The sequence below is a fragment of the Aedoeadaptatus coli genome, from assembly GCF_900343085.1.
In the GTDB taxonomy this organism is placed as follows: Bacteria; Bacillota; Clostridia; order Tissierellales; family Peptoniphilaceae; genus Aedoeadaptatus; species Aedoeadaptatus coli.
Genome location: NZ_OPYI01000001.1, coordinates 224,927 through 241,794, shown reverse-complemented (window position 1 = coordinate 241,794; position 16,868 = coordinate 224,927). Strand labels below are relative to the sequence as shown.

Annotated in this window: 12 protein-coding genes, 3 tRNA genes and 1 rRNA gene; 1 reads left to right on the top strand and 15 read right to left on the bottom strand. The window is 53.1% G+C overall.

Annotated features, from left to right (window positions below; translation table 11 throughout):
• From DG046_RS01125 to pheS, 9 genes are all read right to left on the bottom strand, one after another.
• Positions 1–69: ribosomal RNA gene (locus tag DG046_RS01125) — 16S ribosomal RNA — on the bottom strand; the annotation flags it as partial.
• Between the two features lie 360 nt (positions 70–429).
• On the bottom strand, positions 430–1,530 hold the full coding sequence (locus DG046_RS01120) for a tetratricopeptide repeat protein (protein ID WP_159082011.1): 1,101 nt from the start codon (positions 1,528–1,530) through the stop codon (positions 430–432).
• Entirely contained in the window at positions 1,520–3,175 is a 1,656-nt protein-coding gene (locus tag DG046_RS01115; RefSeq protein WP_108830757.1) for a B12-binding domain-containing radical SAM protein, read from the bottom strand. Before DG046_RS01115 ends, DG046_RS01120 begins: the two co-directional genes overlap by 11 nt.
• A gap of 36 nt (positions 3,176–3,211) precedes the next feature.
• Positions 3,212–4,921 carry an arginine--tRNA ligase gene (gene argS / locus DG046_RS01110; protein ID WP_108830756.1) on the bottom strand — a complete coding sequence of 570 codons (1,710 nt, stop codon included), beginning with the start codon at positions 4,919–4,921 and terminating at the stop codon, positions 3,212–3,214.
• Positions 4,922–4,929: 8 nt separating this feature from the next.
• On the bottom strand, positions 4,930–7,305 hold the full coding sequence (locus tag DG046_RS01105) for an endonuclease MutS2 (RefSeq protein WP_108830755.1): 2,376 nt from the start codon (positions 7,303–7,305) through the stop codon (positions 4,930–4,932).
• Between the two features lie 27 nt (positions 7,306–7,332).
• Positions 7,333–9,603 carry a peptidase U32 family protein gene (locus tag DG046_RS01100; RefSeq protein WP_108830754.1) on the bottom strand — a complete coding sequence of 757 codons (2,271 nt, stop codon included), beginning with the start codon at positions 9,601–9,603 and terminating at the stop codon, positions 7,333–7,335.
• Positions 9,590–10,147, bottom strand: coding sequence for a cell division protein ZapA (locus DG046_RS01095; RefSeq protein WP_108830753.1), 558 nt, complete (start codon positions 10,145–10,147; stop codon positions 9,590–9,592). Before DG046_RS01095 ends, DG046_RS01100 begins: the two co-directional genes overlap by 14 nt.
• 10 nt (positions 10,148–10,157) lie before the next feature.
• Complete coding sequence (pheT, locus tag DG046_RS01090) at positions 10,158–12,554, bottom strand: phenylalanine--tRNA ligase subunit beta (RefSeq protein ID WP_108830752.1); 2,397 nt, start codon at positions 12,552–12,554, stop codon at positions 10,158–10,160.
• A 13-nt stretch (positions 12,555–12,567) separates the two neighbouring features.
• Complete coding sequence (pheS, locus tag DG046_RS01085) at positions 12,568–13,590, bottom strand: phenylalanine--tRNA ligase subunit alpha (RefSeq protein WP_108830751.1); 1,023 nt, start codon at positions 13,588–13,590, stop codon at positions 12,568–12,570.
• 150 nt (positions 13,591–13,740) lie between these two features.
• On the opposite strand from pheS, the gene DG046_RS01080 reads away from it, so the two are divergent.
• Positions 13,741–13,814 (top strand) — tRNA-Cys (locus tag DG046_RS01080).
• 130 nt (positions 13,815–13,944) lie between these two features.
• Here DG046_RS01080 and DG046_RS01075 read toward each other — a convergent pair.
• The 6 genes from DG046_RS01075 to DG046_RS01050 all read right to left on the bottom strand — a co-directional run bounded on the left by DG046_RS01075 (position 13,945) and on the right by DG046_RS01050 (position 16,859).
• Positions 13,945–14,208 carry a glycine zipper domain-containing protein gene (locus DG046_RS01075; RefSeq protein ID WP_108830750.1) on the bottom strand — a complete coding sequence of 88 codons (264 nt, stop codon included), beginning with the start codon at positions 14,206–14,208 and terminating at the stop codon, positions 13,945–13,947.
• A gap of 57 nt (positions 14,209–14,265) precedes the next feature.
• Positions 14,266–14,340: transfer RNA gene (locus DG046_RS01070), tRNA-Gly, on the bottom strand.
• A gap of 3 nt (positions 14,341–14,343) precedes the next feature.
• Positions 14,344–14,419 (bottom strand) — tRNA-Phe (locus DG046_RS01065).
• A gap of 84 nt (positions 14,420–14,503) precedes the next feature.
• On the bottom strand, positions 14,504–15,397 hold the full coding sequence (gene hslO, locus DG046_RS01060) for an Hsp33 family molecular chaperone HslO (RefSeq protein ID WP_108830749.1): 894 nt from the start codon (positions 15,395–15,397) through the stop codon (positions 14,504–14,506).
• A gap of 9 nt (positions 15,398–15,406) precedes the next feature.
• A complete protein-coding gene (locus DG046_RS01055; protein WP_108830748.1) occupies positions 15,407–16,135 on the bottom strand; it encodes a class I SAM-dependent DNA methyltransferase in 729 nt (242 codons plus the stop codon).
• Positions 16,128–16,859, bottom strand: coding sequence for an SIR2 family NAD-dependent protein deacylase (locus tag DG046_RS01050; RefSeq protein WP_108830747.1), 732 nt, complete (start codon positions 16,857–16,859; stop codon positions 16,128–16,130). The genes DG046_RS01055 and DG046_RS01050 overlap by 8 nt, the downstream gene beginning before the upstream one ends.
• Positions 16,860–16,868: the final 9 nt, after the last annotated feature.

Sequence of the window (16,868 nt, the reverse complement as noted above, 5' to 3'; positions counted from 1 at the left end):
TCGCTCGACTTGCATGTGTTAGGCGCGCCGCCAGCGTTCGTCCTGAGCCAGGATCAAACTCTCAATAAAAACTTTGAGTTTGCTTAGCTCGGATCCACTGACTGTGTTCCGCTTTAAGCTTATAGATGTGTTATGGTTTAATCTCTTATACCATTTAATTAACTTGGTTCAGCGCTGTGTCTTACGAAACAGCTTATTCAGTATATCCCGCAGAGGACGTTTTGTCAAGCACTTTTTAAATCTTTGTAAAAAGTTTTTTGACTTACCTCACGTGACAACTTGTATAGTTTACCATGTGATGGTGACTTTTGTCAACCTATTTTTTGAACTTTTTCTCTCGCGAGTGCGTTCGCTCAAATAGGTAAGTATTATTATACGCAGGTCCCTATTTCTTGTCAACACGAATTTTACTTCCGTTTATCTCTTCCTTTACGCTCTTTCCGCCAGCTCTCTCGTCTGCTCAATCAGGGCCCACAGGTCGGGATCGGAGGCGAGGCGGTAGGCTTTTTCGAAGTCGTTCAGCGCTTCGGAAAACTTTTCTTCTCTGTAATAGAGGATGCCTCGGTTCATAAGGGCGGTGCGATTGTCGTTTTCTTTGTCCAGAAGACTTGATAGAACATCCAGAGCTTCCTCTTCTCTTCCCGCGGCGGCCAGGGCGATGGCCAAGTCATTTTCGATTTCACCGTCGTCGCCGTGGGATGTCGCGTCTTCGAGAAAGGCGATGGCTTTGTCCGTGTCCCTCAATCCGTAATAGGCCATGCCCAGAATGTGTGCGCACTGCGCGGGTTCGGTGTACTTGGAATCCAGGGATTGAATGGCGGCGATGGCCTCTTCGTATTTTCCGTAGTGCAAATAGGTCTTCGCCCCGTCGATGGCCGCCGGCTCTTCTACCCGCTCAAGTGCCATGCGCATTTGTTCTTTCAATAGATCGTCTTCGGCGAGGGCCAGGGCCTTTTCGTCGTAAAACTTCGCCTTGATGTAGAGGGCCTGCGCTTCGAATAGCCGCCCCAATGCCCCGTAGGCTTCGGCGCAGTTCGGTTCGTCGTCGATGACGGATTCGTAGCGATCGGTGATTTCTTTTAACAGATCGCTTAAGTCCTCGCCCTGTCCCCAGTTTTTGTTGTAGATGCCTTCCATGGCATAGGTGGTCTCCAGGCGATCAGTCACGTTTCCCCGTATACATTCTTTGGCCCGCGCCATTAAATAGGCGAATTCAGTCTCTTCCTGTTTCAGGGCAAGGGCCAACTGCCGGTCGATGGCGCGAATGGCGTCGTCTCGATTTTCTTTTAAAAATTCCAAGTACACGTCGGCGTAGGGAAAATCCGGATCCAAGGCGACGAGGACGCACATGGCGGTAAAAATGTGGCGGTAGTCCATGGTGCCGTCGCCGCGCTGCGCCTTGATTTCGCGAACCAAATCTTTTTGCAACATGGGAATGGGCGCGCCGTTCAGTATTTTCTCGCGGCCGGGAATTTGTTCCAAGAAGCCGATGGCGTCGTACCAGTCCCTTAGGTATTTCTTACTGTCCATGGTCCTTCCTTTCATCTCTGTGGTCTTTATATTTTCCGTTTTCGTAGTAAATGTAGCGCACGCGCCCCGGCAGGTAAATGCCGCGCACGTGCTTCGATGCCTTGAGGGGATCGCCTGCGGGAACGAAGTCCAGGTGGTTTTTCAAAAATTCCACCACGACCTGACGGTCCGCTTCCGGATCCTCCACGGGCAGGACGCCGCCGATGTAGCGATTCTCCGCAAAATAGAAATCTTCTTTCAAAGCCGAGTACATGGCCTCATCCGACAGGCCCGATTCTTCTAAAAAGCCGTAGAGGAAGCGGTATTTTCCCTCGCGATTTTTCAGAGGCATTCGGTGAATGTTCTTTTCCAGCTCCCGGGCCATGGCCATGTAAAATTCCGACGGGCGCATGCCACGCTTTTTGACTTCGGATTTTACGGCGAGAAAGGCGTCTTCGTCGTAGTAATTTTCCACAATGGTGGCGAAGTTTTTCAGTAAAAGGACTTCACTTGCCCGAAGGACGTCGGTGCGGATCACCTCGTAGGGCGGCTGATCGTCGTAGACGATGTGAAATTCCTCGGCTCGACGGCGCAGCTCCGTGCCGCGGAGCAGTTTCAAAAAGCCGATTTGAACCTTTTTAGCACCGAGGGGCACCACGCGGTCAAAGCCCTGAAGAAAGCTTTCCATGTCTTCTCCCGGAAGGCCGACGATGAGATCCACGTGGATGTGGACTTTGTCCCGGTCGATCATGGCCATGGCCCGCTTCATTTTGTCCAGATCCGTGCTCCGGTGGATGCGACGGTTTACTTCCGGGTTCACCGATTGGATTCCCGCCTCGATTTGAAAGAGGCCCGCCGGCGCTTCGTTGATCAATTCAGCCACATCGGGGGTCATGTGTTCCAAGTTCATTTCAAAATGGATGCACATGCCCTCCGGTGCCTCGTCGATGAAAAAGCGCAGGATCTCTTTCGTGCGAGCGGGACGAATGTGAAAGGAGCGGTCCACAAATTTCACCAGCTTCGTTCCCGTCCGGAAAATGCGGCGCATATGGGCTTTGATTTCTTCCACGCTTCGGTAGCGAACCACATCGTCTTCGGAAGACAGGCAGTAGCTGCAGTGGTAGGGGCAGCCGCGCATGGATTCGTAATAGGCGATGCGGTGATTCAAGTCTTCCTCTTCGTAGCCCGCGGGAAGACCGTCCATGGCCAAGGGCACCGTCATAGGACTCGCCTGAATTTTATCGCCGGAGCGATACACCAGACCCGCCACCGCCTCCGCTTCGGCTTCACCGGCAAGGTAGGCCAAAAAATCGTCGAAGCTATCCTCGCCTTCGCCGCGCAAGATGCCGTCGATCCACGCCGCCTCTTCCATGCGCTCCAAGCTATCGTAGGTGACTTCCGGGCCGCCGACGTATTGTTTGATCTCGGGAAAGGCCTTTTTTATATAGCGGCCAATGGTTTCGATCTGCGTCCAATTCCAAATGTAGGCGGAATAGAGAATCGCGTCGGGACGTTCCCGCAGGATTTTCTGCATCATCACGTCTTTCGATTCGTTAATGGTCATTTCCAGAAGGTCCACGGGCCGTTTCGTGGATTCCTTAAGAAGGCGCACGGCCAAATTCGTGTGGACGTAGCTGGCGTTTAGGGCGACGAGTAAAGGGTTCATTCTTCCTCCATAAAAAAAGAGGCTTTCGCCTCTTTCTTACATTTTGTCCGGGGCTTCGATTCCCAGTAGATCTAAACCGATGCTGATCATGTTTTTGACGCCGTATACCAAGAGCAGGCGGGCCTGTTTCAGTGCATCGTCGTCGACGAGAATGGGCGTATTGGTGTAGTACTTATTGAAGATCTTCGCACAGTCGGTAATGTAGCGGGTCACGAAATAAGGTTCGTACTTTTCGTGGCTGTCTACGATCACTTGATTGAAGCCGTAAAGTTTTTGCAAGAGTTCCTTCTCTTCTTTTGAAGTGAGCAGAGACGCATCCACCGGTCGGTTTACGTCGAAGCCGCCTTTTTCCAGAAGGGAATTCATACGGGCGTGGGTGTATTGAACATAGGGACCGGTTTCGCCATCGAAACTTAAGGTGCGGTCCCAATCGAAGACGTAGTCTTTAATCCGTTGATTAAAGAGCTCTTGGAACTTCACGGCGCCGATGCCCACTTGATGGGCCAGCTCGTCGCGATTGTCCATTTTCACGCCGCTCGTTTCTTCCCGCTCCTTCAAAATGTCTTCCACTTTGTCCACGGCACGGTTTAATACATCTTCCAGGTAGACGACTTTGCCCTTGCGTGTGGAGAGGGTGCCTTCCGGCAGAGAGACCATGCCGAAGGGCACGTGGATGCAGTCGTCGGCCCAGTCGTAGCCCATTTCTTTTAAAATAGCTTTTAATTGTTGGAAGTGAAGATTTTGCTGACTGCCTACGACGTAAATGTTTTTGTAGAAGTCGTAGTGTTCTTTTCTGAAAATGGCCGTGGCGATGTCGCGGGTCAGGTAAATGGTGGAGCCGTCGCTTTTAATAATAATGGACGGGGGCAAATTGTACTTGTCCAAATTAATGATTTGCGCCCCTTGATCTTCCACTAAGAGGCCCTTTTCCTTTATTTCTTCCACGGCTTTCATCATTAATTCGGAGTAATAGGATTCGCCGCGGAAGGAATCAAATTCCACATCCAGCATATCGTAGACACGTTCGAATTCTTTTAAGCTCAAATCGCGGAACCATTGCCAGAGGGAGACGGCTTCTTCGTCGCCGCTTTCCAGCTTTCTGAACCACTCCCTGGAGTTGTCCAAAAGTTCTTGATCTTCTTCCGCCTCTTTGTTGATGCGCACGTAAAGTTTCACCAGTTCGGGAATGGCGTTTTTTTCGATGACTTCATCGTCGCCCCAGCGCTTGTAGGCTTCGATCATCATGCCGAATTGGGTGCCGTAGTCGCCTAAGTGGTTGATGGCCTCGACTTTGTAGCCCAAATGCTTGTAAATGCGTTTAATGGAATCGCCGATAATGGTGGTGCGAATGTGGCCGATGTGGAATGGCTTGGCGATGTTCGGCGAGGAGTATTCCACGATGACGGTCTTGCCTTCGCCGAGATTCGATGCGCCGAAGCGGTCCCCTTCTTCGACAACGGCCTTCAGCACGTTTTCGGCCAGGGTTTTCGTGTCGATGAAAAAGTTTAGGTAGGGTCCGGCAACGACGATCTCTTCGATGCCTTCCATGCCTTCCAGTTTTTCCTTCAGTTCTTGCGCAATAATGGCCGGGTTTTTGCGCATGGTCTTTGCCAAGGTAAAGGTGGGGAAGGCGTAGTCCCCCATTTTTTTGTCCGGAGGCGTTTCAATTTTTAAAATAAGTTCGTTTTTCTCCAGCCCCGTTTCCCGAGCCAGCCCTTCTGCAATTTGTTCTTTAAAATCGATCATAGTCTCTCCTATCTTAAGTATGCAATGGTCACGCCACTGCCGCCTTCTGCCGGCTCGGCATCTTCCTGCTTTTTAACCAAGGGATGGTGACGCAAGTATTCTTTTACTTTCTTGCGCAGCATCCCCGTTCCCTTGCCGTGAATGATTCGTATCCGGTCCAGAGAAGCCAAATAGCCGTCATCCAGTGCTTTTTCCAAAATGGGCTCCGCCTCTTCGAAGGTTTTGCCGCGAATATCGAATTCCACCTTGGCGTTCTTCTGCTTCTTTTGCCGCACTTTCGACGTGTTGACTTTTTTCTCTGCCTTCGCCTGTGGTTCGCTGCGAATTAAGGATGCGGCGGGCAGGGTCATTTTCATTAAACCCGCCTGCACAAGGACCTGGCCTTTACTGTCCGGTCCTTCAAGTACCGTGGCGGACACGCCCAACGATTCCGCGTAGACTTCGTCTCCCGGCTTCAGGGCTTTGGCCGGTTTGGCCGCCCGCTTCAGCACGATGCCTTCGTCTTTGTCGCGATATTTTTTGCCCCCTTCCCGCAAAAGATCTTGGGCCTGTTGCAGGGTTTGGGCGTCTTCTTTTCGTAGCTGCTCGCGAATGTCCCGTATTTCGGACACGGCGAGGTCCGCATCTTCCTTGGCGGATTTTACGATGCGGCGGGCTTCGTCTCTCGCCCTCTGCAAAATCTGATCCTTTTCGGCATTTAAGCGATTCGCCGTCTTCTTCGCTTCCGCCATTTCCCGCCTGTACTCGCCGGTGAGTTGCACCAGCTCCGCTTCCCGCTTTTCAAGGCGGCTGCGTTCCGCTTCCAAGGTGGTGAGCACGTCTTCAAAGGCGATGTCTTCACCTTCCAGAAAATCTTCGGCGCCGTCTAAAATTTCTTTCGGGAGGCCGAGGCGAGACGAAATTTCAAAGGCGTTGCTCTTGCCGGGCACGCCCACGTGGAGGCGATAGGTGGGTGTCAAGGTCTCCACATCGAATTCCATGGAGGCGTTTTGCACGCCCTCCCGGGTCAAGGCGTAAAGCTTGAGCTGGGTGTAGTGGGTGGTGGCCATAAAGCTCACGCCCTTGGCCATAAGGTGTTCGATAATGCTTAACGCCAAAGCCGCCCCTTCCGTCGGGTCGGTGCCGGCGCCCAATTCGTCGAAAAGGACCAAGCTGTTTTCGTCCACGGCCTTTAAGATATCCACGATGTGCACCATGTGGCCGCTGAAGGTGGAGAGGGACTGCTCGATGCTCTGCTCGTCGCCGATGTCGGCGTAAACGCCGTTGTAAATGCCGACGGTGGTGCCGCGGTCTGCAGGAATGTGCAGGCCGTATTGGGTCATAAGCACCATGAGGCCCAAGGTCTTTAGGCTCACGGTCTTGCCCCCGGTGTTGGGGCCGGTAATGATCAGGCCTTGATTGTCGCCGCCTAATTCCAAATTCAAGGGCACCACCTTGTGGCGGTCGATTAAGGGATGGCGGGCGTTCACGAGCTTCGTTATCCGCGCCGCGGAAAGCTTGGGACGCACGGCGTTTTGATCCGAGGCCAGCTTGGCCTTGGCGAAGATGAAATCCAGCTGACCGAATAGCCGCTCGTTTTCCGCGAAGGCTTCCGGGTACTGACCCACTTCTTGGGAAAGCTCTTCCAAGATGCGCTGAATCTCGTCCCGTTCTTCCAGCTCCAACTGACGGATCTCGTTGTTCGCCTCCACGATGGCCATGGGCTCGATGTACACCGTTTGGCCCGAGGCGCTCATGTCGTGAACCAAGCCCTTCACTTTGTTTCTCGCGTCGTGGCGCACGGGGACCACGTAGCGGCCTTCCCGCATGGTGACGAGGGAATCTTGCAGGGATTCCTGCAGGTCCTGTGAGTTTAAAATGGCCTGCAATTTATCCCGCACCTGATCTTTTTTCCGCGCCAAAGAACGGCGAATAGTCTTCAGCTTCGGGGAGGCGTCGTCGTAAATGGAATCTTCCGATTCGATGGTGGCCTCGATGCGCTCTCTGAGATCTCCCTGAGTCCACAGGGCCGAAACCATGGCGCGAATGGAGGGATAGGGATCTTCCACGGATTCGTCGGCCTCGGCCATGTATTTGCGCATGCGAGAGACGCCGCGAAGGGAATCGCCGATTTCCAAAAGCTCGCTTATGTGAAGCACGCCGCCGCGGGAGGCGTAGTGGGCGCTTTTCGCCACGGGGCGGGCGCCGGATAAGGGAGGAGCCGAGCGCTCGACCAGGAGGCGAAAGGCCTCTTCTGTCTCCTGCTGCCTCTGTTCGATGACTGCGGGATCGGCGGAAAAGCGCATGGTTTCGCAACGCTTCTTGCCGATGCTCGACGTCGTCAGGTTCTTTAATTGTTCGACAATGTCGTGAAATTCAAGAATGGCTTCGATTTTAGGCGCCATATCTCCTCCTCTTCTAAACAATTGCTACTAGATGATTCCACGGTTGAAATGGCCGCGGGTAAATTCGCTGACCACGGGCTTTTTCACGGGCTTTCCTTCGATGACGCGGCTCGCTTCCATAATGATCTTATTTAAGTCTTCGCCGATGCGTCCGCGAATCTTCAGCGCCGCGGGCTTCATGGCCATAATGGACTTCGCCCGATCGCCGAGGTATAGGGGCACGCTGTTGTATATCTCCGTCATGTCGCCGATGCGACGGAAGGGAAAGGCGGCGTTTCGCTCGTCTCGCAGCTGATAATTTTTTCTGAAGGCGCATGTGCCGCATTTGCGGTCCACGCCGCAGCCTTTGACTAAACTCATGGGGCAGTGGCGCATGGTCATGGAGCGGGGGTAGCCGTAGTATAAAATCTCGCCGCAGGTGCCGAAGCGCCGATAAAGAGCTTCCAGCTGTTGCCTCTTGCATTCAAAGGACGGAATAATGCTCTCGGCCTGATGAAAGTGGCGGAAACTGTAGGCGTTAAAGACATTGAGTCCTTCCCCGGCCACGACAGCCCCGGCCACGTCTTCGAATTGGCCCAGGTTTTGAACGACGCCGCCATCGAAAAAGTTTTTGACCTTCTCGTAGCCCGCCGGCGTTTCGTAGGGGAAACTGTAATAGACCGGCACGTCCACGCCCTTCAAGAAAGCCATAGCCTCTTTTGAGGGCAAAAAGTACAGCTCCAGGCGATCGATGACCCGATAGGGCAAATCGTAAATCGCCTCTTCCTCGGAGATCTCCACGGTAAGCAAGGTTTTTTCTACGGTTTTCTTTCTGAAGCTTTCGGAAAAAGTGAAACTCGGCCGCGTCCGCTCGTCTTTTTTCTCGTAATCGGCCAGAGCCCGACGCCTGAGGTCGTTGACCGTGGAAATCGGCAAAAAGACGTCGTCGTCCATGTCCAGCTCCACGTCTTTTAATGCGTAGACGGAGCCGTCGAATTTCCCTAAATTTTCCCGAATGTGATCCTTGTTCGCCTTCGCCTTCTTTGCACGCTCCAGGGGATTCTCTCCCTCAGCCACGGACTCATGATCCCCGCTTAAAGTAAAGCGGGGCAATTCGCCGATGTGGGCGTAGAAATGGCCGCGCACATCGCGCGTGCCGGCGATTTCTTCCGCTTCTCGCGCCGCCGCTTCGTTGAGCTTCACCGAAGAGAGGCGCAGCACCGTGGTTCCTGCATCGGGGGCAAAGGGCAGGCGCAGAGCATCCTCCGCCTTTCCCGCGAAGGTGTGGCGCTTCTTTTCCCCGGCCACGGTAAATTCCAAGAGATCCCCGCCCTCGGGCAATCTCTTCCAGTCCACCGTCGTTCCCCCCTCGGGATCGCTGTTTACCACGACGCCGATTTTCACGCCGCGGTGATTGGGGCGCGATTTCGTAATAAAGGCGTCGCCGAAATCGCCGAAGCCCACGCCCTTGGTGTAGGAGCGATTAAACATCTGGGCCATGTCTTCGATTTGAAAATTTTCTCCGCCCAGGGCCTTGTTGTAATTGGAGGTCACTACCGCCACGTATTCCGGGCTTTTCATGCGGCCTTCCAGTTTAAAGGAATAGACGCCGGCCTCCGCCAATCGGTCCACAAATTGGATGGTGTTTAAATCCCTGGGACTGATCACATAGCCCTTGTCGTAAACGGGATTTCCCGCAGCATCCTCGATGGTGTACTGCTTTCTGCAGGGCTGGGCGCAATTGCCGCGATTGCCGCTTCTCGCGCCGATATAAGAGCTCATTTCACATTGGCCGCTAATAGAAACACAGAGGGCGCCGTGGCAAAAGGCTTCGATTTCAAGATCCGTGCCATCTTTGATGCGGCGAATTTCGTCGGGAGAAATTTCTCTTCCCACCACCACGCGGCTGAAACCCATTTTCTCCAGATAGCGGGCGCCTTCCAGGTCCATGACGCTCATTTGGGTGGAGGCGTGAAGCTCGAAATCCGGCAAGTACTTGCGAACGAGCTCCGCAAAGCCGATGTCCTGTACGATAAGGGCGTCCACGCCCATTTCATAGAGATCCGCCGCGTAATTCAACGCACGCTCGCATTCCTCGTCGGAAAGCAAAATGTTTAAGGTGACGAAGACGCGCTTGCCCCTGACATGGGCATAGGAGACAGCTTTCGCCATCTCCTCTGCCGTGAAATTCTGTGCACTTGCTCTGGCGGAAAATTCCTTCCCGCCAAGATAGACGGCATCGGCGCCGCTGTTTATGGCGGCGTAAAAAGACGCCATGGATCCCGCCGGTGCCAATAGTTCCAGATTATTCCTGTTCATGGTCACCGCGCAAGACGTAAATTTCTTTATTCAGATCCACGAGGCGCATTTGCGTTTCGTAGTTCTTTTCTTCCAGCTCGCGAATCTTGTCGTCCTTCGCCTTTAACTGCTCTTCGGCGGCTGCTTTTTCTTCCGATAAGGCCGCCTTTTCCCGCTCGAGTTTTTTCTTTTCGTTGTCGGATTCTTTGAAGCGGGCATCCAGCTCTTGGATCTTCTTGTCTTTTGCCTCAAGGGCATCGGAATTTTCTTTCAGACGTTTGTTCAGCGCGTCGATTTCTTCAAGCTTTTCCTTCACGCCTTGGGAATCTCCCGCCAAGGCGTCGGCCGCTTCTTGGGCCCGGGCCTGCTTGTTCTTTTCATCCAACGCATTTAAGAGACTTAAAATATATACCTGTACGTCGTTTAAGCGGTAGTTGTGGCTTTCCACATCTTGGATGCGCTCGTTGGCCTCATCCGCCAAAGCCTTGACGTACGTTTCGTCGTCTTCGCCGATAACGTGAAAGGTCATGCCTGCAATTTCAACCTGTACGCGCGTCGTTGTCATCTTACACCTCTTATTCAGATCGTAATTTGGCGTTAAACTGTCCTTCGATTCCTTCGATGATGCCATCGACAATGTGAGCAATTTCCGATTCTTTTAAGGTCCGATCGGCGTGGCGGAAGGCCAGCTTCAGCGCAATGCTCTTCTTGCCTTCTTCGATGCCCTTGCCGAAGTACACGTCAAAGACGTCCACGGATTCCAAAAGTTCGCCGCCTTCTTTTTCCACATAGTCCAGCAGATCTTGTGCCGCGAGCTTCTTGTCGACGATAAAGGCCAAATCCCGTTCGATGGAGGGGAAGCGGGCGATGGGCTTGTAGGTAATGATGTCTTTGGCTTTATCCACGATCTTCGAGAAATCCAATTCGGCCATGTAGACGGGTTGTTTCATGCCTAAATCCCCTTGGGCCTTCGGATGGATGCAGCCGAAACGACCGATGCATTCGTCGTCGATGTAAACTTCCGCTTGGCGTCCCTTGTGGAACAGGGGGAAGTCCTGTACCTGAACGAAGCGCACCCCGTCGATGCCGAGGCGTTTCAAGACCGTGGCCACGGTTTTCTTCAGGTAATAGAAATCTTCTTCGCCGTAGAAACCGATGGCGAGCTTCATGTATTCCTTGGGCAGGCCGTCGGCGTCTTTGTCCACGGAGAACACATTGCCGAATTCAAAGCCGTAGGCCGAGGGATTTTTGTAGCTCATGTTCTTTACGAAAATATCCAACATATTGGGAAGAAGGGTGGTCCGCATAATGGAGTACTCTTCGCCGAGGGGATTGGAAATTTTCACGGCTTCTCTCAGGGGATCGTCCGCCGCCAGTTGAATCCGGTCGAAAGCCGAGGGGCCCATGAAGGAGTAGGTCATAAATTCGTCGAAACCTGCGGCGAGAAGCACGTCTTCCGCGCGCTTTTGCACCCGGCGGAACAGGCTTTTGCCCCCGCGGGTCAATGTGCCCTTTAAGGGTTGGGGCGTAATGTTGCCGAAGCCGTAAATCCGGCCCACTTCTTCGGCCAAATCTTCCCAAATGTGCAAGTCGCCTCTGAAAGTGGGAATCGTGGCGTGAAGCATATCGCCGTCCAGAGTCGTGGGGATCAGGAGAGAATCCAAGATCTTCACCATGCCTTCGCCGGAAATTTCCGTGCCTAAAAGGGCGTTGATGCGGCTCACCTTGGCATCCACCGTCCAGGGCGCGACTTCTTTCGGGTAGTGATCGAAGCAGCCTTTGGCTACTTTTGCCGCGCCGATTTCAACGGCCAGTTCACAGACGCGGTCCACGGCTGCTTTCGCCATATTGGGATCCAGGCCTTTTTCGAAACGGCTGGAGGCTTCCGAGCGGAGGGCTTGGCGCTTCGATGTCTTGCGAATGTGATCGGCGTCGAAATTAGCACCTTCCAAAATAACCGTGGTCGTCGTTTCGCTGACGCCGGAGATGTCGCCGCCCATGACGCCTGCGAGACCGATGATGCCTTCCTTGTCGGCAATGACGATGTCGTCTTCACACAAGATGTGTTCGTTGCCGTCCAGGGTGTGCATTTTTTCCTTGTCTTTTGCCATGCGCACGTGGATTTCCTTGCCCTTTAAGTGTTCCAGGTCGTAGGCGTGAAGGGGTTGGCCGTATTCCAACATGACGTAGTTCGTCAGGTCGACGATGTTGTTAATGGGGCGCACGCCGGCGGCCATTAAGTCGTTTTGCATCCACAGGGGCGAGGGCTTGACTTCCACGTCGGTAAGCATGCGGAGGTAGAAACGCGGCGCATTTTCCGTTTCCACATTGAGGCCGTTAAAAGCATCTTTCATGGCCACGTCGCTGTTTTCCGTAACGGTAAGGGCATTTTCCTTCAACGCGCTGTTCGTGGAAGCCGCCGTTTCCACTGCCATGCCGCGAACGCTTAAGCAGTCCGGGCGATTCGGCGTGATTTCGAGCTCGATGACTTCCTTGTCAAGCTCCAGTACCTTCACGTAGTCGCTGCCGAGGGGCACATCATCGGGCAAAATATGGATCCCGTCCCGGGCATCTTTCGGAATGACGGAGGTGTCCATGCCCACTTCTTCCAAAGAGCACATCATGCCTTCGCTGGGGAGGCCGCGCATTTTCGTTTCTTTAATTTTCATGCCGCCGGCAAGTTTTGCACCGTCCAGCGCCACGGGCACGACGGCGCCTTCAAAGACGTTTTTTGCCGCCGTTAAGATTTGTTTTTCTTCGCCGCCCACGTCGATTTGGCAGACCACCAATTTGTCCGCATTGGGGTGGGGTTCGATTTTCAATATCTTTCCTACGACGACGCCTTCGAGGCCTTTGCTGCGGTCGATAATGGATTCCACGTGATTGCCCGTGGCGGTAATTTCATCGCACATGGTCCGCGTGTCGGCGGGGAGTTCTACGTATTTTTCAAGCCAAGATTTGGGTAATAACATCCTTCAGTACCTCCTAGAATTGAGACAAGAAACGGTCGTCGTTTTCAAACATGAGGCGAATGTCCGTAATGCCGTATTTAACCATGGCAATCCGGTCGATGCCCATGCCGAAGGCAAAACCGCTGTAAACATCGGGGTCGATGCCGCAGTTTCTGAGGACGTTGGGGTGTACGACGCCGGCGCCCAAAAGTTCCATGCTCCAGCCCGTGTGGTTGCAGGCGGGGCAGCCTTCCCCGTGGCAGACGAGGCAGGTGACGTCAACTTCCGTGGAAGGTTCCGTAAAGGGGAAGTTGTGGGGGCGGTATCTGATTTGCATGTCGTCGCCGAACATTTCTTTGACGAAGACATTTAATGTGTCGATTAAATTGGCCAGGCTCACGCCTTTATCCACGACCAGGCCTTCAAATTGATGGAACATGGGCGAGTGGGTGTCGTCCACGTCGTCGAAACGGAAGACGCGACCGCTGCTCACAATGCGAAGGGGCGCGCCGTATTCTTTCATGGCGCGGATTTGCATCGGCGAGGTGTGGGTACGAAGCAAGGTTTTATCGTCGATGTAAAAGGTGTCGCTCTTGTCGCGGGAGGGATGGTTTTTCGGGGAATTCAAGGCGTCGAAATTGTTTGCGACGCTTTCGATTTCCGGACCGTCCACGACGGTGAAGCCCATTTCCACGAAAAGATCTTCCAATTCTTCTTTCGTCTTTAAAAGGGGATGGCGATGACCGACGCGGAGCTTCCCTGCATCTAAGGTGACGTCCAGGTATTCGTCTTCCATTTGCGCTTCGTAGACGCTTTCTTTCAGGTTGACGATTTTTTCTTCAAGCTTTCCCTGAACTTTTTCCCGCACTTCGTTGGCAAAACTGCCGACGATGGGGCGTTCTTCCTTAGATAACTTACCTAAGCCCTTTAAAATTTGAGTTAATTCACCTTTCTTACCGAGGTATTGCAGGCGAATTTTTTCCAAATCATCCATGGTTTTGGCGCCGTCAATGGCGGACAGTGCGCCGGATTCCAATTTTTCAAGTAACTCTTTCATAAGTACTCCCTTCGGTTTGTGCTCTGATCTAATGGTTCATTATACCATAGAATGGACGGCGGATAGGGCATCGGCGCCAATTTCTCTAGTCAAAAAATCCGCCTTGCTTATATTTAAAGTCTATGTTATACTGACATAGTCAATAGGTAAGGCGACATAGCCAAGTGGTAAGGCGCGGGTCTGCAACACCCTTATCCCCGGTTCAAGTCCGGGTGTCGCCTCCAAACCGTCGAGAAAGCTCGGCGGTTTTTTTGTGCCCTTTTTTACTTCTTCGGCCTCACGCTTTCATTCCGACATAAAAAACAGCACCTGCCGAAACAGGTGCCCAAGCAAAAAATAAGTCCGGTTTAAAAGCTATTTGTCCTTTACATTCATTCCGACGAGCATGCCCAACAACATGCCGACGGAGATTCCCATGGCCAGGTTTTCCGCGCCCAAGGCGATTCCCGTCGCCGTGCCGAAGCACATGCCGATGGCCATGCCCTCGGCCATATGATTCTCGGCTTTCTCCTCTTCACTTTTATCCTGCGAATCCTGCATCTTCTTTGCTCTTTGAATCGTATAGATGACCAGTATGCCGACTAGTATGAGCGGCAAAAGAATTCTGATGATTTTCATTGATCGGCCTCCTCGTCATGTTTTTGGGTAAGAAAAAAGCCCGGTATGAACCGAGCTTGGAGCGGAAGACGAGATTCGAACTCGCGACCCTCGCCTTGGCAAGGCGATGCTCTACCACTGAGCCACTTCCGCAAGTGGTGCCCAGAGCCGGAATCGAACCAGCGACACGCAGATTTTCAGTCTGCTGCTCTACCGACTGAGCTATCTGGGCAAGGTCGTCAGCGACAACCTTTTTCTATCTTACAGAAACTTTACGGATCTGTCAAGAAATTTTTAAACGGGTCGAAGAAATTATTTACTCCTCCGCCTCGTGGGCCGAGAGCATGGCCTCAAGTTCCGCTTCGTCGAATTGATAGCGGCGATTGCAGAAATGGCAGGTGGCTTCGCAACCCTTGTCTTCTTCGATCATTTCGCGAATCTCGAAATCCGGCAGCGCGGCGATGGAATCCGCCACTTTCTCTTTGGAACATTCGCAGACATAGGCGATGGGTGCCTCACTTAAGATCTTCAATTCGTAGCCGGGCAAGAGGGCGTGCAAGAGCCCTTCTGTGTCAAGCCCCTGCGCCAAAAGTTCCGTCACAGACTTCACGCCCTTTAATGTCTTTTCCAGGTGCTCGATGTCGTCGTTGTCGGCGCCGGGCATGATTTCAATAATAAAGCCGCCGGCGTGTTTCACGCTTAGATCCGTGTCCACGGCGACGCCGAGGCCTACCGCCGAAGGAATCTGCTCGGACTGGTACAGGTATTGGGCCACATCCTCGCCGATTTCGCCGCTCACGAGGGCGACTTTTCCCGTGTAGGGCTCCCGCATGCCCAAGTCCATGGTCACGGTTAAGGTGCCGGGAAGGCCCACGGCGGCGCCGACATCCAGCTTGCCGTCGGTCTCGCGACTGGGAAGGTCCGCCTGGGGATGATCCACATAGCCTTTAATGTGGCCGTTGTTTCTGCCGGTGACCACGATTTTTCCGAGAGGCCCGGATCCGTCCACGATCATGGTCATGGACTCCTCTTTGCCCTTTAATTTATTTCGGAGCAAAAGCCCTGCGATTAGACTCCGCCCCAAGGCCGCCGTGGCCGTGGCCGAGGTTTGATGGGTAATGCGGGCGGTTTCCACCAAAGCCGTGGCCGTGGCCACGCTCACTTTAATGGTGCCCTTCTCATTCATTGCACGAATACATGTATCGGTCATAAAACTCCTTTACTCGTCGATTCCCGCGACGAAACTGATCCGCTTCGATAGCGGCGTCGCAGGCGAAAAACTATAGCCGTCGTACATAGCGAGCACCTTCAGGCCCGCTTCCTTTAGGCATTTTTTCACGGTCTTTTCATCGTAAACATACTCTTCGTGGATTTCGTCGAAGCGCTCGTAGGAGCCGTCTTCTTCTTCCAAAAAGGCGGTAATGACGTAGCGATTCACATCGCCGTCGAAGTGATTTTCCCACGTTAAAAAATAGTCCTCTTCGTCGCGAATTTCTTTTAAGTCGCCGTATTCCCGAAAACGGGCGGCGGTATTTAAGTCGAAGAGAAAGCGGCCGTTCGTTTTTAAATGGGCTCGCACCTGTTTAAAGCACGCCAAGAGATCCGCCTCATCAGGCAAGTAATTGAGCCCGTCGCAGAGGCAGAGGATCAAGTCAAAGGATTTGCCGAAGGAAAAATTCCGCAGATCCATTTTTGTCCACTTGGCCCGGGGATTTTTGTAGAGGCGACGGTAGGCCTGCATCAACATTTCTTCGGAGCGATCGAAGCCTACCACCGTGCCCATGGCCGTGAGCTTTTCCGTAAGCTTTCCCGTGCCCATGGCCATTTCAAGAATGTCGAGTCGATCCCTTTCACCGGCCACGCCTTTCACCCAGTGAAAGGCCTCGTCGTAGTCGTAATTGGCCATGACGGCGTCATAGATCAGGCTAAAGGCTTCGTATTCACTCACTGAGTCGCTTCTCCAATTCCGTTAAAATGGGCGAGGCTTCCCCGTCGAAAATCACATCCGCATTATGGTCGTAGGGCGTGGTGCCCTTGTTGATGATGATTAAATGCTCCACCATTCGCGGCAAATAGGCCACGGGCATGACCTTTAAAGAGCTGCCCACGACGATCATGGTGTCGGCTTTTTCCGTGGCGCGCACGGCGTCGTCAAAGGCTTGGGGCATGGCGTCGCCGAAAAGAACCACATTGGTTCGCATCACGCCGCCGCACTTCGGGCATTTCGGAGGAATGTCCCCCGACTGCACCCGCTCGTCGAAGGCCTTGAAATCTTCCCGGTAGTTGCAACGTTCACAACGGGCCGTGGAGGCGTCGCCGTGCACCTGAAGCACATTCTTCGCGCCGGCCGCCTGATGCAAATCGTCGATGTTTTGCGTAATGATTTCGTGAATAATGCCCTTTTCCTGCATTTTAGCCAAAGCCACGTGGCCGGGATTGGGCTTTTTGCCTTCCAGATCCTTTAAAATCGTGTAGCCTTCCTTGTAAAAGCGCTGCGGATTACTTTCCAACACGCCGACGGACAGGGCATCTTCCGGAATAAAATTGGTGTAGTAGCCCCTATCGCTTCTGAAATCGGGAATCCCCGATTCCGTGGAGATGCCGGCGCCGGTTAAACAGACGGCGTACTTCGCATTTTTTAAAATTTCTGTCGCTTGTGCTAATTTATCCATCATCGACCT

Excerpts from the sequence above, each read along its gene's own strand:
- DG046_RS01120 (WP_159082011.1), bottom strand. The coding sequence starts at position 1,530 with ATGGACAGTAAGAAATACCTAAGGGACTGGTACGACGCCATCGGCTTC.
- DG046_RS01115 (WP_108830757.1), bottom strand. The coding sequence starts at position 3,175 with ATGAACCCTTTACTCGTCGCCCTAAACGCCAGCTACGTCCACACGAAT.
- argS (WP_108830756.1), bottom strand. The coding sequence starts at position 4,921 with ATGATCGATTTTAAAGAACAAATTGCAGAAGGGCTGGCTCGGGAAACG.
- DG046_RS01105 (WP_108830755.1), bottom strand. The coding sequence starts at position 7,305 with ATGGCGCCTAAAATCGAAGCCATTCTTGAATTTCACGACATTGTCGAA.
- DG046_RS01100 (WP_108830754.1), bottom strand. The coding sequence starts at position 9,603 with ATGAACAGGAATAATCTGGAACTATTGGCACCGGCGGGATCCATGGCG.
- DG046_RS01095 (WP_108830753.1), bottom strand. The coding sequence starts at position 10,147 with ATGACAACGACGCGCGTACAGGTTGAAATTGCAGGCATGACCTTTCAC.
- pheT (WP_108830752.1), bottom strand. The coding sequence starts at position 12,554 with ATGTTATTACCCAAATCTTGGCTTGAAAAATACGTAGAACTCCCCGCC.
- pheS (WP_108830751.1), bottom strand. The coding sequence starts at position 13,590 with ATGAAAGAGTTACTTGAAAAATTGGAATCCGGCGCACTGTCCGCCATT.
- DG046_RS01075 (WP_108830750.1), bottom strand. The coding sequence starts at position 14,208 with ATGAAAATCATCAGAATTCTTTTGCCGCTCATACTAGTCGGCATACTG.
- hslO (WP_108830749.1), bottom strand. The coding sequence starts at position 15,397 with ATGACCGATACATGTATTCGTGCAATGAATGAGAAGGGCACCATTAAA.
- DG046_RS01050 (WP_108830747.1), bottom strand. The coding sequence starts at position 16,859 with ATGGATAAATTAGCACAAGCGACAGAAATTTTAAAAAATGCGAAGTAC.